The organism is Dellaglioa kimchii, assembly GCF_046115505.1.
In the GTDB taxonomy this organism is placed as follows: domain Bacteria; phylum Bacillota; class Bacilli; order Lactobacillales; family Lactobacillaceae; genus Dellaglioa; species Dellaglioa kimchii.
The window spans coordinates 1,226,645-1,242,973 of the sequence record NZ_CP170736.1; the positions used below are offsets into that span (position 1 = coordinate 1,226,645).

Below are 16,329 nucleotides of genomic sequence, written 5' to 3' on the forward strand. Positions count from 1 at the left end.
AGAAAATGGAGGTTGACGACGATTGAAATCAGATATTTATTTAGAAACACCTTACATGATGTTACAACAAGTTTTGAAATCAGAAACAATTATTAATTCTGGTGGCGAAGCAAAATGGTTTTTACGCGAAAATGAAGTCCTTGTAAATGGTGAATTAGAAGACCGACGTGGACGTAAATTATACCCTGGTGATGTTATTGAAGTTCCAGGTATCGCAATTATAACGATGCATTCAATGGACGAAAAGTAGGCTTATCAATGTATCTAGAAAATTTAACCTTGAGGGATTATCGCAACTATGAAGATTTAAATATCTCATTTTCACCAGCAATCAATATATTACTTGGTGAAAATGCTCAGGGTAAAACGAATTTATTGGAAGCAATTTATGTGTTGTCAATGACTCGGAGTCATCGAACGAATAATGATAAAGAGTTGATTAAGTGGGATAAGACAGCTGCAATAATCCAAGGTCGAGTGAATAAACAAGTCGGGTCATTGCCACTCGAGATTCAAATTAATTCTAAAGGTAAAAAAGCTAAAGTTAATCATCTTGAACAGGCCAAATTGTCACAGTACATTGGACAGTTCAATGTGATTTTGTTTGCACCAGAGGATTTAGCCCTTGTAAAAGGAGCTCCATCAGTAAGAAGAAGATTTGTTGATATGGAATTTGGCCAAATTAATGCACGTTATTTATATAATTTAGGTCAATACCGAACTATTTTGAAACAACGTAATCAATATTTAAAACAGTTACAGCATAAAAAAGACCAAGATTTAGTTTTTTTAGATGTATTATCTGATCAATTAGCTGCTTTTGGCGCAGAAATTGTACATCAACGGTTAATATTTCTTAAACAACTTGAATTCTGGGCTAATCAATTACAAGAAGAGATTACACAGTCTGCTGAAACGTTAACATTTGAGTATGCTACTCATTTGGAAAATGCCTCAGAAAAAACGATTGAACAGTTATATACACAATTACAAAATGATTTAAAAAAATCAATAAAAAAAGAAATATTTCAAGGGACAACCTTAGCTGGACCACATCGTGATGATGTGCGTTTTTTAATTAACGGCAAAAACGTTCAAACTTATGGATCTCAAGGACAACAAAGAACAACAGCATTATCAGTCAAATTAGCCGAAATTGAGTTAATGAAAGAGGAGACTGGTGAATATCCAGTCCTTCTTTTGGATGATGTTCTTTCTGAATTGGATGATATGCGTCAAACACATCTTTTGAAGACGATTCAAAATAAGGTTCAAACATTTTTAACAACACCAAATTTAAGTGGTATTGCTAGATCGTTAATTAATGAACCTAAGATTTTTCATATTAATCAAGGTAACTTACTCGAAGAGGAGGAACATATAGTTGACTGATCAAGAGAAACAAGCTGAAATAGCAGAAGAATTACATGAAGAAAAAGCAAAAGAATATGATGCGAGCCAAATTCAAGTTTTAGAAGGACTTGAAGCCGTTAGAAAACGTCCCGGTATGTATATTGGAACAACGGCTTCACAAGGACTTCATCACTTAGTTTGGGAAATTATTGATAATGGTATCGATGAAGCATTGGCTGGTTTTGCTGATGAAATTAATGTTGTTGTCGAAAAGGATAACAGTATAACAGTTCGTGATAATGGACGTGGTATTCCTGTTGATATCCAAGCAAAAACAGGTCGTCCAGCACTTGAAACCGTTTTTACGATTTTACATGCTGGTGGTAAATTTGGCGGCGGTGGTTATAAAGTTTCTGGTGGACTTCATGGAGTTGGTGCTTCAGTTGTTAATGCATTATCAACTGAGCTAGATGTTCGGGTTATTCGTGAAGGTAAAGTCTATGGTATGGACTTTGCTCGCGGTAAAGTCAAAACAGAGATGTCAGTTGTAGGTGAAGCCCCTGAAAATGAACATGCAACAATTGTTCATTTTGTACCGGATTCTGATATTTTTACGGAAACAACTGTCTATGATATTAAAGTATTAACAACACGAATTCGTGAATTAGCATTCTTGAATAAAGGCCTTAAAATTACGATTGATGATAAACGTGATGGTGGACCTGGATTACAAGAATTCCATTATGCTGGTGGTATTAAGCATTATGTTGAATATTTAAATAAAAATAAAGATGTTATTTTCCCGGAACCTATCTATGTTGAAGGGGAACAAAAAGGGATTATTGTTGAAGTTGCCCTCCAATATACGGATGATTATCATAGTAATTTATTAACTTTCACAAATAATATTCATACTTATGAGGGTGGTACTCATGAATCTGGGTTTAAGACAGCCTTAACCCGGGTTATAAATGATTATGCTCGTAAAAATAATCTTATGAAAGAAAACGATGCTAATCTTTCTGGTGAGGATGTCCGTGAAGGATTGACGGCTGTTGTCAGTATTAAACATCCAGATCCTCAATTTGAAGGTCAAACAAAAACAAAATTAGGTAATTCAGATGCGCGTACGGTTACTGATCGTACTTTCTCTGAACATTTTACTAAGTTTTTAATGGAAAACCCTAAAGAAGCTAAAATTATTGTTGAAAAAGGCTTATTAGCCGCTAGAGCTCGAGTTGCTGCTAAACATGCTCGTGAAGTAACACGTAAAAAAAGTGGACTTGAAATCAGTAACTTACCTGGTAAATTAGCTGATAATACAAGCAAGGATCCTGCAATTAGTGAATTATTTATCGTCGAAGGTGATTCAGCCGGTGGTTCAGCTAAACAGGGTCGTTCACGATTAACACAAGCTATTTTACCGATTCGTGGTAAGATTTTGAATGTTGAAAAAGCAAGTTTAGATAAAATTTTAGCCAATGAAGAAATCCGTTCATTATTTACAGCTATGGGAACAGGTTTTGGTGGCGAGTTTAATGTCGAAAAAGCTAATTATCATAAATTAATTATTATGACCGATGCTGATGTTGATGGTGCCCATATTAGAACGTTATTATTAACATTGTTCTATCGTTACATGCGTCCACTTGTTGAAGCAGGATTCGTGTATATTGCGCAACCACCTTTATATCAAATTAGACAAGGTAAGATGATTCGTTATGTCGATACTGAAGAAGAATTAGAAGAAATTCAAGGACAATTGGCACCAACACCAAAACCAGTCATTCAACGTTATAAAGGTCTTGGAGAAATGGATGCTTCTCAATTGTGGGAAACAACTATGGATCCAGATGCTCGTCGTTTATTACGTGTTAACGTCGATGATGCCATTGAAGCTAATGATGTCTTTAATATGTTAATGGGTGATCGTGTAGAACCTAGACGTGAATTTATTGAAAAAAATGCCACTTACGTAGAAAACTTAGATATTTAAAAACTTAGTCGTAAAGGAGGTTGAACATTTTGGCAGAAGAATTACCAGCTACAAGCCGGATAAAAGATGTTAATCTTTCCGGAGAAATGAAAAAATCGTTCTTGGATTATGCTATGAGTGTTATTGTTGCTCGTGCACTTCCTGATGTTCGAGATGGGTTGAAACCTGTCCATCGTCGTATTTTATACGGGATGAGTGAATTAGGAATTACACCTGATAAACCATACAAAAAATCAGCTAGAATTGTTGGGGATGTTATGGGTAAGTACCATCCTCATGGTGATTCATCGATTTATGAAGCGATGGTTCGTATGGCCCAAGACTTTAGTTACCGCTACATGCTAGTTGATGGACATGGTAACTTTGGTTCTGTCGATGGTGATGGTGCTGCTGCTATGCGTTATACTGAAGCTAGAATGAGTAAAATAGCTGTTGAAATGATGCGTGATATCAATAAAGATACAATTGATTTCATGGATAATTACGATGGTAGTGAACATGAACCAGTTGTTTTACCTGCGCGTTTTCCTAACTTATTAGTTAATGGGGCAACAGGTATTGCCGTTGGTATGACAACGAATATTCCACCACACAATTTGTCAGAAGTTATTTCTGGATTACATATTTTGATGGATAATCCTGATGCAACTGTGGCTGATTTGATGGAGGCTATTCCTGGTCCTGATTTTCCAACTGGGGCTACTGTTTTAGGTAAATCTGGTATTCGTAAAGCTTACGAAACAGGTAAAGGAACGATAACAATCCGTTCAAAAGTTGAAATTGAAGAACAAAAGAATGGTAAAGAACGTATTATCGTTGATGAACTCCCTTACATGGTTAATAAAGCACGTTTAATTGAACGTATTGCTGATTTAGCTCGTGATAAAAAAATTGAAGGTATCACTGATATTAATGATGAATCTGATCGTGAAGGGTTACGAATTGTAATCGATATTCGTCGCGATATGAGTGCCTCAGTTGTATTAAATAACCTTTATAAATTAACGTTATTACAAACATCTTTCAGTTTTAATATGCTAGCAATTGTTAATGGTATACCAAAAGTTCTAAGTTTAAAGGAAATGCTAGTTTATTACCTTGAACATCAAGAAAAAGTTATCCGTCGTCGTACGCAATTTGAATTGAAAAAGGCACGTGCTCGCGCACATATTCTTGAAGGTTTAAGAATTGCACTCGATCATATTGATGAAATTATTAGAATTATCCGTAGCTCAAATACGGGTGAACTTGCTAAAAATCAATTGATGGGTAATTATGGTTTATCAGATAAACAAGCTCAAGCTATTTTAGATATGCGATTAGTTCGTTTAACTGGTTTAGAACGTGAAAAAATTGAAGAAGAATATCAGAATTTAATGGCATCAATCGCTGATTTTGAAGATATTTTAGCTCATGACTCACGTATTCATGATATTATTTATCAAGAATTGTTAGACTTACAAGCTAAATTTGGTGATGAACGTCGTACTGAATTATTAATTGGTGAAGTATTGAATCTTGAAGATGAAGATTTGATTGAAGAAGAAGAAGTTATGATTACATTAACGCATAACGGTTATGTAAAACGTCTTGCAACTGATGAATTTAAAGCACAAAATCGTGGTGGTCGTGGCGTTCAAGGTATGGGTGTTCATGATGATGACTTTATTGAACATCTTGTGTCGACATCAACGCATGATACCCTACTATTCTTCACGAATGCTGGTAAAGTGTACCGTATGAAGGGGTATGAAATTCCTGAATATGGACGCACAGCTAAAGGAATTCCTGTCATTAATCTTTTAGGGGTTAATTCTGGTGAGAAAATCCAGGCTGTTATTAACGTAAGTAAGCAAGAAAATGATGAACGTTATCTTTTCTTTACGACGCTTAACGGAACAGTTAAGAGGACACCAGTTTCAGAATTTTCTAACATACGAAATAATGGTTTAAAAGCGATTAAATTGCATGATGGAGATGAATTAATTAACGTTGCTATCACAGATGGCACTCAGAATATGATTATTGGAACGCATCGAGGTTATGCAGTGTCATTTGCTGAAAATGATGTTCGTTCAATGGGTCGTTCTGCTTCTGGTGTTCGTGGTATTCGTTTAAGAGAAGATGATTATGTTGTAGGAGCTGATTTATTAGCTGCTGATAGTCATGTATTCATCATTTCTGAAAAGGGATATGGTAAGCAAACACCTGCTTCGGCTTATGCAATTAAAGGTCGTGGTGGAAAAGGAATTAAAACAGCTAATATTTCTGAAAAGAATGGACCAATTGCTGGGTTAGCAACCGTTCAAGGTGATGAAGATATCATGTTAATTACGGATCAAGGTGTTATGATTCGCTTTAATGTGAAGAACGTGTCAAAAACGGGTCGTGCTACTTTAGGAGTTCATTTAATTCGAATTGATGAGAATGCTAAAGTTGCGACAATGGCAAAAGTTGAAGCTACTCCTGAAGAAACAACTACTATTTTAGATGCAGTTGTCTCAGACGTTGAAAGTGAAACAAATGATTTAGAATAAACTAAATTAAAAAAATAAAATAAAATCCTAATTAACGGCGTACTTAATAAGTGTGTAGTTAATTAGGATTTTCTTGCTTTAAGTGAACGGCAGTGATATAATTTTAGTTCGTAAGTGTCTATGGCATTAAATAGATAACTTTCCTTGTTCTTGCCACGAGGTAAGGACCTAAAGTCCATAAGGAGGTGTAAACAGTCATGAGTAAATATGAAATTACTTATATCATCCGTACCGATCTTGATGAAGCAGCTAAAGCAGCTTTGATCGAACGTTTCGATGGTATTTTAACAAGTAATGGTGCAGAAATCGTTACTTCAAAAGACTGGTCAAAACGTCGTCTTGCATACGAAATCAGCGGTTATAATGAAGGTATCTACCATATCATTAATGCTACAGCCGATGACGATATCGCAATTAACGAATTTGATCGTCTTTCAAAGATTAATGAAGGAATCTTGCGTCATATGATCATTAACAGAGATGAAAAATAATTCATTTTAATAAAATAACAGAGAGGAGCAATACATTATGATTAATAGAACAGTACTTGTCGGACGTTTAACAAGAGACCCTGATTTACGCTACACAGCTAGTGGTGCTGCAGTTGCAACTTTTACAGTTGCAGTTAATCGACAATTCACGAACGCTTCTGGCGAACGTGAAGCCGATTTTATTAACTGTGTTATCTGGCGAAAAGCAGCCGAGAACTTCGCTAACTTTACGCATAAAGGTTCTTTGATTGGTGTCGATGGACGAATTCAAACGCGTTCATATGATAATCAACAAGGAACTCGCGTGTATGTTACTGAAGTTGTCGTCGAAAACTTTTCGTTGCTTGAATCAAAATCTCAATCAAGCCAACAACAAGGTAACGCTAATAATCAAAGCAGCGCTCCTCAATCAAGTTCATCATCAAATAACAATGCTAACCCATTTGGTGGCGCAAGTTCGAATAATAATTCAAACACAACGCAATCTAATGATTCAGCAACAGTTGATCCATTTGCAAATAATGGCCAACAAATTGATATTTCTGATGACGACCTACCATTCTAATTAGAGGAGGAAACTCACATGGCACAACAACAACAACGTAGAGGTGGTGGCGGTGGCGCACGTCGTCGACGTAAAGTTGACTTCATCGCAGCTAACCACATCGATTATATCGATTATAAAGATACAGACTTGTTAAAACGTTTCATTTCAGAACGTGGTAAGATTTTACCTCGTCGTGTTACGGGAACAAGCGCTAAAAACCAACGCAGCTTAACAATTGCAATTAAACGCTCACGTATTATGGGCTTATTACCATTCGTTTCAGAAGAATAGTAATATTTAAGGAAGACTATGTAAATAGTCTTCCTTTTTTTTGTACTATCAGCAAGATTTGTGCAGGTAAATGGGGAATGTGATAAAATAGATAACATCTAGGATTTACAGATGAGGAGATACTATGAAAAAGTTCCTTTCAAACGAGAAACTTCCCAGTTTTTTGAAGAATGAACGCTTAAGATGGATTGCAATTTTTATCGTAATCATGTCTTTATTTAGTGTTGTTCTGTCTTTTACAGTTAATTTATTTTTAGGACTTATATTGTTAATTATTGCGTTGGGTGCCACTAGTGCAAGTATGTATATTATGTCCCAAATTACGGCAAATACTAATGAATATATATCTGAATTATCTTACCGTATTAAACGTAGTGAACAAGAAGCGCTTATCAAAATGCCAATTGGTATTTTGATTTTTAACGAAAAAAATGAGATTGAGTGGGTTAATCCATACTTACAACCTTATTTTGAAAAAAATGATATTTTAGGTAAGAAAATAGAGAGCGTCGATGAATCATTATCGACGATTATTACAGATAACGCTGAGACTAAAGGTTTGGTGAAAGTAACATGGCATGAAAAAGATTTTGAAATGATCATTCAAAATGACATTCATGTTGCTTATTTGATGGATATTACGCGTTATTCATCAATTGAAAAAGAATTTGAAGCAGAGCGCGTTGTTATTGGTCAAGTGTTCTTAGATAATTATGATGAAGTAACGCAATCTATGTCAGATAAGAATGTTTCTAATTTGAGTAACTTTGTTACAAATGAGTTATCCAATTGGGCGCGTCGTTATGGGATGTATTTAAAAAGAACGGATTCAGATCGATTTTTTATTTTAGTTCATGCACATTCTTTACAACAAATTGAAGAAGAAAAATTTAAAATTTTAGATCGAATTCGCGATCGAACATCCAAACAAAACTTTCCGCTCACATTGAGCATGGGAATTGCCTATGGCGATGGCGATTTAAATTCACTTGCAAAATTAGCTCAAAGTAATTTAGATCTTGCTTTAGGTCGAGGTGGAGATCAAGTCGTCGTTAAATCACCTGAAGAGCAAGCAAGATTTTATGGCGGTAAAACTAATCCGATGGAAAAACGGACTCGAGTTCGTGCTAGAATGATTTCTCAAGCGTTACAAGAAATAATGAAACCAATGGACCAAGTCTTCGTTATGGGACACCAGAGCCCAGATATGGACTCTGTAGGAGCTTGTTTGGGCATTAGACGAATCGCTTTGATGAATAATATGAAATGTTGGATTGTTTTAGATCAAACTGCTATTCATTCAGATGTACAACGATTGATGGAAGAGTTAGATCAATATCCTGATATCAAATATAATATTATTACACCTGAAGAAGCAGTAGAAAAGGCAACAAAACAGAGTTTATTAGTGATGGTTGATCATTCTAAACCTTCTATTTCTGGTAGTCCTGAATTATATGAAAAACTTAAAAATCGTCTGATGGTTATTGATCATCATCGTCGTGGAGAAGAATTCCCTGAAAATCCAATGTTAGTTTATATTGAACCTTATGCATCATCAACCTGTGAACTGATTACTGAAATGTTTGAATATCAATCAAAAGATAGTGAACCAATTAATAAAATTGAAGCAACTGCGATGTTAACGGGAATCATTATTGATACGAAGTCGTTTTCATTAAGAACGGGTACACGAACATTTGATGCAGCCAGTTATTTAAGGTCTGTTGGGGCTGATTCAACAATGGTTCAAAACTTTATGAAAGAAAATGTTGATAGCTACTTGAAGCGTAATCATTTAATTGATAAAGTAGAGTTCATTAATACTGATTTGGCATTATGTGTGGGTGAAGATGATACGATTTATGACCCAGTTACAGCAGCACAGGCAGCAGATTCATTATTATCTATTTCAAGTGTATCAGCGTCATTTGTTGTAACAAAACGATCAGAAAATCGTGTTAGTATTTCTGCTAGAAGTACAGGGACGACTAATGTTCAAGTTGTTATGGAACAAATGGGCGGCGGCGGTCACTTATCAAATGCTGCGACTCAGTTAACTGGTGTGAGTGTAAGTGAAGCTGCAGAACAATTAGTTAATATTTTAACGACAAAAAAAGATGAAATTAAGGAGTAGTTGATTATGAAAGTTATATTTTTAGAAGATGTTCGTGGAAAAGGTAAACGTGGAGAAATTAAAGAAGTACCAAGCGGTTATGCTCAAAACTTTTTAATTAAAAATGGTAAAGCAAAATTGGCTACAAATTCAGCAATGAGTTCTTTAAAGGGACAACAAAAAGCTGAAGAAAAAAAAGCTGAAGAAATTTTAAAAGAAGCTAAAGATGAAAAAATCGTTTTAGAAGATGATAAGACAATTGTTGAATTAACAGCTAAAGCGGGTGAAGATGGCCGTTTATTTGGCTCAATTCCTAGTAAACAAATTGTACAAGCTATGGAAAAACAATACGGAATTAAAATCGACAAACGTAAAGTTGAATTACCAGAACCAATTCGTGCCTTAGGTTTCACGAATGTACCTGTTAAGTTACATGTTGATGTAACAGCAATGATTCGTGTTCATGTTTCGGCTAATAACTAAAGTAGTATTTATTTGAAAAGCTGACAAAATTTGATTTTGTTCAGCTTTTTTCTTGATTTTGGAAGTAAGGAGAACACGATAAAATGAATAATGACCTATTAACAGACCAAACGCCACCACAGAATATTGAAGCGGAACAAGCCGTTTTGGGCGCTGTCTTTTTAAAGAGTGATGCTCTTGTTGAGGCAATGGAGTACTTGGAGCCTGAAGACTTCTATCAACGTCGCCATCAATTGATATTTGCGGCTATGGTGGATTTGAATGATAAAGATGAAGCTATTGATATTGTTACGATTCAAGATAATTTAACTTCTAAAAATCAAATGGATGATATTGGCGGCGTTAGCTATATTGTTGAATTAGCTGGCTCTGTACCAACGGCTGCTAACGTTCAGTATTATGCTAAAATTGTTGAAGAAAAATCAATGATTCGACGCTTAATTGCGACAGCGACATCAATTGCAACTAAGGGTTTATCACAAGATGATGATGTAGCAACGCTTCTAGATAATGCCGAACGTGAAATTATGAGCGTGTCTGAAAAAAGAAATAGTAGTGGTTTTCAAGCTATTGCTGATGTATTAAAAAGTACATTTACAAATATTGAAAAGTTAGCTAAAGAAGGCGATACAATTACTGGATTATCGACAGGTTATCCAGAGTTGGATAAAATGACTGCCGGATTACATCCAGATGAGTTAATCATTTTAGCTGCTCGCCCGGCTGTTGGTAAAACAGCTTTTGCGCTGAATATTGCTCAAAACGTGGCAACTAAAACTGATGAAACTGTCGCTATTTTTAGTTTAGAAATGTCAGCAGAATCATTAGTTAGTCGTATGTTATGTGCTGAAGGTAGCATTAATGCTAATCACTTGCGAACGGGACAATTAGACGAATCAGAATGGTCAAATTTGATTGTGGCAATGAATTCATTATCAAAGGCTAATATCTTTATTGATGATACTGCCGGGTCAAAGATGGCTGAAATTCGGGCAAAATGCCGTCGATTAGCAAAGGAAAAGGATGGATTAGGATTAATCGTTGTTGATTATTTACAGCTGATTGAAGGTTCAGGACGCGAAAGTCGACAACAAGAAGTTTCAGAAATTTCTCGTCAAATGAAAAAATTAGCGAAAGAATTAAGTGTTCCAGTTATTGCATTGTCTCAATTATCCCGTGGCGTTGAACAACGTCAAGATAAACGACCGGTGTTATCAGATATTCGTGAATCTGGTTCTATTGAACAAGATGCAGATATTGTTGCATTTTTGTATCGAGATGATTATTATGAACGCGATACTGATGAAGATGAAGATGGGAATCTACCTGATCCAAGGGATGAAGATGACCAAAATGTTGGTGAAGTTGAAGTTATTATTGAAAAAAACCGTGGTGGTGAACGAGGTACAGTTAAATTATTATTTGTTAAATCATATAATAAATTCTCGTCGCTTGCCTATATACCAGAAAGCTAGAAAATATTCCTTAGTGGGATATTTTTTTTGAATAAAAAGATAAACGTTCGTTATATAGTTAATAAATGTTTATATAAAATACAAACGTTCGTATTTTAGTTGTGTTTTAACTATTTTATTGCTATAATATTCTAGGATTGTGTTTATGAATTTAAAATATAAATTATGAGGTGGATGAAAATATGTCATCAGTAGTTGTAGTAGGTAGCCAATGGGGCGATGAAGGAAAAGGTAAAATTACAGATTTCTTAAGTCAAAATGCCGATGTTATTGCACGGTATCAAGGTGGCGATAATGCCGGACACACAATTGTATTTGAAGGTAATACTTACAAATTACATTTGATTCCATCAGGTATTTTTTTTCAAGATAAATTAAGTATCATTGGTAATGGAGTTGTTGTGAATCCTAAAGCCTTATGTGAAGAACTTGATTATCTACAAAAACTCGGCGTTAAAGGAGATAATTTACGTATTTCTGACCGCGCTCATGTCATTTTGCCATACCATATCTTACTTGATGGTTTACAAGAAGCTGCTAAAAAAGAAGATAAGATTGGGACGACTAATAAAGGTATTGGACCAGCTTATATGGATAAGGCAGCTAGAATTGGTATTAGAATTGCTGATTTAATGGAAAAAGAAACTTTCTCAGCAAAATTAAAAAATAATTTAGAACAAAAAAATCGTGAATTTACAAAATTATACGATCACGAACCACTTGAATTTGACGATATTTTTGAAGAATATTTTGCCTATGGTCAACGTTTGAAACGATACGTAATGGACACGTCAGTTATTATTAATGATGCACTAGATTCTGGTAAAAAAGTCTTATTTGAAGGTGCACAAGGTGTTATGTTAGATATTGATCATGGAACATATCCGTTTGTAACATCTTCAAATCCAATTGCGGGCGGTGCAACAGTCGGGGTTGGCGTAGGACCTGCCCAAATTAATACAGTTGTTGGGGTCTGCAAAGCCTATACATCACGTGTAGGGGATGGTCCTTTTCCAACTGAACTACTAGATGAAATCGGTGATACTATCCGTGAAGTTGGACATGAATATGGTGTAACAACAAAACGTCCACGTCGTATTGGTTGGTTCGATAGTGTTGTTATGAATCATTCTAAACGTGTTTCAGGATTGACTAACTTATGTTTAAACAGTATTGATGTTTTAACTGGATTAAAAGAAGTTAAAATTTGTACAGCATATGAATTAAACGGTGAAATTATTCATCGTTATCCAGCTAGTTTTAAAGAATTATCTCAATGTAAACCAGTATATGAAATTTTACCTGGTTGGACGGAAGATATTACACAAATGAAAACTCTTGAAGAATTACCTGAAAATGCTAGAAATTATATTAGACGTATTGAAGAAATCGTTGATGTTAAAATTTCAACATTCTCAGTTGGACCTGATCGTGATCAAACAAATGTTTTAGATGATGTTTGGGCATAAAATAAGTAAGTAATAGGTTGATATTAATAGTTAATGTGAAAAAAATCAAAGTTAATACTTTGATTTTTTTTTATTTAATTAATAACTAAGTATATAAATAACCTTAATTAATTAGAGTTTAAAAATTTATATAACTTATATATTTCATAAGTCGAATATGTTGCATGCGCTTTCTTGGGGTGTTATTATCGGTATGTAGACAAATATATTATGAGGAGGAAACATGATGACAAATGAAGATAGATTAGATGCAAAGAAAGATCAAATTAAGGGTAAAGTAACAGAAACTAAAGGTAAATTGACAGGAGACAAGCAAGAAGAAGTTAAAGGTAAAGCGGAAGGTTTCCTTGGTAAAGCTAAGGATAAACTAGAAGATGTTAAAGATGATGTTGCAGAAAAAATAGATGAAGTTATGGACAAACGTAAAAAGAAATAGTAGTTTTATTGGATTCTCGCACTGCTTATTATAGGCAGTGCGAGTTTTTTTATTTCTTTTTATTAGTCGAAGTTAGATAAATAATAGGTATATCTTGTGATTATAGTATCTATCAGTTCATCTCATTCACTCAGATATTCATAGATCTTATTTTGTTTAACTTTATGTGATTAATTAAGCAACGAGGAAAACAAAGATAGTTATTTATCTTTGTTTTTTTGTGTATATAAGTTTAAATGCCTGGTAAAGAGATCCATTAAGTTTCATAGATTGAGCGTAATAAAATCGTTTTATTTGCAAGCGATTTCAAATAATGTTATATTACATATAACGAATAGTTAACATAACAAATAACTATTTAGTATAAATAAAGGAGGAACATATTATGATTTGGTCATTAATTGTAGGTGCTATTATTGGTGCTGTTGCAGGGGCGATTACTAATCGCGGTGAGTCAATGGGATGGATAAGTAACATCATCGCGGGACTAGTTGGGTCAGCTCTTGGTCAAAGCGTTCTTGGTCATTGGGGACCTAGCTTGGCAGGAATGGCAATTATCCCTTCTATCATTGGTGCGATAATTTTAGTTCTAATTGTTTCAGCTATATTTGGTATAAAAGCAAGGAAGTAAATCAATTCAAGAGAGAGGTATGTTTATGAAGAAGAGTAAAAAAATTATTCTGAGTATAGTCAGCCTCGGATACTTGATTGGGCTTAGCTTGCTGATTTGGCCAGAAATAATTGAGAAATTATCTAAAATGCTTGAACATTTTAACATTAGTACAAATTTTCAGAGTAACGATTTTATCTTCTATTATGGAATCGTATTATTGCTATTAACAGTCTTCATATTTTTGTTAATACTTTTGTGGCCTACGCAACTACCAGACATTCCTTTGAAGCAAACTAAAGAAGGAAGACTTGCTTTAAGTAACCAGGGTATTAGCCAATTTATCAAGACAAAGTTGTCTAGTGAGGACTTATCTAATATTAAAGTTACTTTGAAGAATACACGACGTCAGCGAAAAATTCATATTGTTGCAGATTCAGTTTACCAACAGTCTACAGTTGGACAATTACCTCGTATTACGAGTGAATTAACTGAGAATCTCAATGATCTATTAGCTGGATCTAGTCATATTCCTATCAAAGTAGATATTAAGGTAAGTAAAAAATCAAACTCAAAACGTAAAGTTACACGGGTAGTATAAGAGGGAGTGTGCATAAATGAAAGATAAAATGTCAATTAATATTGGAGTTGGTAGTGCTCTAGGATTTATCATATCCTCGTTACTTGTAACTGTAGGATTTTGGAAGACGATTATCATTATGATTGTGACGCTGTTAGCAGGATGGATTGGTTATCTATTTAAAGAATATGATATTGATCTATCATTTATTTCAAAAATTTTTACGCGGAAAAATTGATTATTTAAAAATCGAAAGGAGTTTTAATTATGACTACAGAAAAAACAAATACGCAGGGAACAAAGACAGAAAATACTGAACCAAAGGGGACATTGACATTTGATGACAAGGTTATTCAAAAAATAGTCGGTTATGCAATTGAAAATGTATCTGGTCTCTTGGGTGTGGATGGTGGATTTGTCGCAAATATTAAAAACAAACTTGTAAATAGTGATAATCCAACAGATGGCATCGGCGTTGAGGTTGGTAAGGAACAAGTTGCGGTTGATTTAAATATTATTATGGCATATGGGCACAATGCACATGATATTTATAAACAGTTAACTGAAGTTATTAATAAACAAGTAAAGGAAACAACAGATTTAGCTTTAATTGAGTTGAATGTTGAAGTAGTAGACATTCAAACGCCAAAAGAATTTGATGATTCACAAACAAGTTTACAAGATCGTGTATCTGATGCAGGTAGTGTTATTAAAGAAAAAACAACAGATGGGGTAGATGCCGTTAAAAAAACGACATCTCAGGTAGTAAATAACGATGATGACAGGGTTAAATAGCGTTGGAAAAACAATAAGATTTAAATCTAGTTAAGAGAAATCCGATAGGGTTTCTCTTTTTTTGTTTCACGTGAAACATATATGTAAATGAGCGCACAAAAAAAGCACCTAGCCGCAGCTAGATGCTTCAACATATCTTGCGATATGTTGGGTTTGGCACCCATGGGTGGTTAGGGGCTCGAACCCTAGACCCACGGATTAAGAGTCCGTTGCTCTACCAACTGAGCTAACCACCCAAACCATTAATAATAATTCATCAACGTTAAATATATTATCATATATATTAATAAAAGACAATAACTTTTCAAAAAAGGATTTGGTTAAATTTAATCACTGTGTTTGGCAATGATGATTGAATAGGCTATAATAATGGAGGGTTAAGAAGTTGTATCTAGATTTAATTTTACAGCTTCCTATAAGGAGGATCCACATATGAAAAAAATATTAGTTGTCGACGATGAAAAACCAATTTCTGATATCGTTAAATTTAATTTAACTAAAGAAGGATACGACGTTTATACAGCTTACGATGGTGAAGAAGCCTTAGAAAAAGTTAAAGAAGTTGAACCGGATTTAATTCTATTAGATTTAATGTTACCAAAAGTGGATGGTTTAGAAGTTGCTCGTCAAGTTAGAAAAACTTACGATATGCCAATCATTATGGTTACAGCTAAAGATGGAGAAATCGATAAGGTCTTAGGTCTAGAGTTAGGTGCAGATGATTATGTAACAAAACCTTTTTCTAACCGTGAACTAGTGGCTAGAGTCAAAGCTAATTTAAGAAGACAAAAAACAATTGAGAGTGTTCAAACTGAAGAACAACCACAAAATAGTGAAATACAAGTCGGACAATTAACCATTCATCCTGAAGCATATATGGTATCAAAATATGATGAAAAAATTGAATTAACACATCGCGAATTTGAATTATTACATTATTTAGCGCAACATCTAGGACAAGTTATGACTAGAGAACATTTATTACAGACGGTGTGGGGTTATGATTACTTCGGTGATGTCAGAACGGTTGATGTTACAATGCGTCGTTTAAGAGAAAAAGTTGAAGATAACCCAAGCCATCCAGAGTGGTTAGTGACACGTCGTGGTGTTGGGTACTATATGAAAAATCCAGATTTAGAATAGAGTAGGA

General features: G+C 34.5%; 17 protein-coding genes and 1 tRNA gene. 17 read left to right on the top strand and 1 reads right to left on the bottom strand.

Annotated features, from left to right (window positions below; translation table 11 throughout):
• Positions 1-22 precede the first annotated feature (22 nt).
• The 16 genes from yaaA to ACE83Q_RS06145 all read left to right on the top strand — a co-directional run bounded on the left by yaaA (position 23) and on the right by ACE83Q_RS06145 (position 15,179).
• Entirely contained in the window at positions 23-250 is a 228-nt protein-coding gene (gene yaaA, locus ACE83Q_RS06070) for a S4 domain-containing protein YaaA (RefSeq protein WP_057974154.1), read from the top strand.
• A gap of 8 nt (positions 251-258) precedes the next feature.
• Positions 259-1,392 carry a DNA replication/repair protein RecF gene (gene recF, locus ACE83Q_RS06075; protein WP_409021849.1) on the top strand — a complete coding sequence of 378 codons (1,134 nt, stop codon included), beginning with the start codon at positions 259-261 and terminating at the stop codon, positions 1,390-1,392.
• A gap of 19 nt (positions 1,393-1,411) precedes the next feature.
• On the top strand, positions 1,412-3,349 hold the full coding sequence (gyrB, locus tag ACE83Q_RS06080) for a DNA topoisomerase (ATP-hydrolyzing) subunit B (RefSeq protein ID WP_409022826.1): 1,938 nt from the start codon (positions 1,412-1,414) through the stop codon (positions 3,347-3,349).
• An 86-nt stretch (positions 3,350-3,435) separates the two neighbouring features.
• On the top strand, positions 3,436-5,886 hold the full coding sequence (gene gyrA, locus ACE83Q_RS06085; protein WP_409022827.1) for a DNA gyrase subunit A: 2,451 nt from the start codon (positions 3,436-3,438) through the stop codon (positions 5,884-5,886).
• Positions 5,887-6,083: 197 nt separating this feature from the next.
• Complete coding sequence (rpsF, locus tag ACE83Q_RS06090) at positions 6,084-6,377, top strand: 30S ribosomal protein S6 (RefSeq protein WP_409021850.1); 294 nt, start codon at positions 6,084-6,086, stop codon at positions 6,375-6,377.
• A 37-nt stretch (positions 6,378-6,414) separates the two neighbouring features.
• Positions 6,415-6,942, top strand: coding sequence for a single-stranded DNA-binding protein (gene ssb / locus ACE83Q_RS06095; RefSeq protein ID WP_409021851.1), 528 nt, complete (start codon positions 6,415-6,417; stop codon positions 6,940-6,942).
• Between the two features lie 18 nt (positions 6,943-6,960).
• Complete coding sequence (rpsR, locus tag ACE83Q_RS06100; protein WP_057974148.1) at positions 6,961-7,215, top strand: 30S ribosomal protein S18; 255 nt, start codon at positions 6,961-6,963, stop codon at positions 7,213-7,215.
• A gap of 124 nt (positions 7,216-7,339) precedes the next feature.
• The gene (locus ACE83Q_RS06105) at positions 7,340-9,352 is read left to right on the top strand and encodes a DHH family phosphoesterase (RefSeq protein ID WP_409021852.1); all 2,013 of its coding nucleotides are present in this window, start codon (positions 7,340-7,342) and stop codon (positions 9,350-9,352) included.
• 6 nt (positions 9,353-9,358) lie between these two features.
• On the top strand, positions 9,359-9,814 hold the full coding sequence (rplI, locus tag ACE83Q_RS06110) for a 50S ribosomal protein L9 (RefSeq protein ID WP_409021853.1): 456 nt from the start codon (positions 9,359-9,361) through the stop codon (positions 9,812-9,814).
• Positions 9,815-9,897: 83 nt separating this feature from the next.
• Positions 9,898-11,289, top strand: coding sequence for a replicative DNA helicase (dnaB, locus tag ACE83Q_RS06115; RefSeq protein ID WP_409021854.1), 1,392 nt, complete (start codon positions 9,898-9,900; stop codon positions 11,287-11,289).
• Between the two features lie 182 nt (positions 11,290-11,471).
• Positions 11,472-12,758, top strand: a complete 1,287-nt coding sequence (locus ACE83Q_RS06120; RefSeq protein WP_409021855.1) for an adenylosuccinate synthase — start codon at positions 11,472-11,474, stop codon at positions 12,756-12,758.
• A gap of 226 nt (positions 12,759-12,984) precedes the next feature.
• Positions 12,985-13,194 carry a CsbD family protein gene (locus ACE83Q_RS06125; protein WP_409022828.1) on the top strand — a complete coding sequence of 70 codons (210 nt, stop codon included), beginning with the start codon at positions 12,985-12,987 and terminating at the stop codon, positions 13,192-13,194.
• A gap of 385 nt (positions 13,195-13,579) precedes the next feature.
• Positions 13,580-13,825, top strand: a complete 246-nt coding sequence (locus tag ACE83Q_RS06130; RefSeq protein WP_409021856.1) for a GlsB/YeaQ/YmgE family stress response membrane protein — start codon at positions 13,580-13,582, stop codon at positions 13,823-13,825.
• 25 nt (positions 13,826-13,850) lie between these two features.
• Positions 13,851-14,405, top strand: a complete 555-nt coding sequence (amaP, locus tag ACE83Q_RS06135; protein WP_409021857.1) for an alkaline shock response membrane anchor protein AmaP — start codon at positions 13,851-13,853, stop codon at positions 14,403-14,405.
• Between the two features lie 16 nt (positions 14,406-14,421).
• Positions 14,422-14,622 (top strand): DUF2273 domain-containing protein, encoded by a 201-nt coding sequence (locus tag ACE83Q_RS06140; protein WP_409021858.1) that lies wholly within the window; start codon positions 14,422-14,424, stop codon positions 14,620-14,622.
• 29 nt (positions 14,623-14,651) lie between these two features.
• Positions 14,652-15,179, top strand: coding sequence for an Asp23/Gls24 family envelope stress response protein (locus ACE83Q_RS06145; protein WP_409021859.1), 528 nt, complete (start codon positions 14,652-14,654; stop codon positions 15,177-15,179).
• A gap of 163 nt (positions 15,180-15,342) precedes the next feature.
• On the opposite strand, the gene ACE83Q_RS06150 is transcribed toward ACE83Q_RS06145, so the two are convergent.
• Positions 15,343-15,415: transfer RNA gene (locus ACE83Q_RS06150), tRNA-Lys, on the bottom strand.
• A gap of 196 nt (positions 15,416-15,611) precedes the next feature.
• Between ACE83Q_RS06150 and yycF the strand changes: the two genes are divergently transcribed.
• Positions 15,612-16,322: a response regulator YycF gene (yycF, locus tag ACE83Q_RS06155; protein WP_409021860.1), complete on the top strand. Its 711-nt coding sequence runs from the start codon at positions 15,612-15,614 to the stop codon at positions 16,320-16,322.
• Positions 16,323-16,329: the final 7 nt, after the last annotated feature.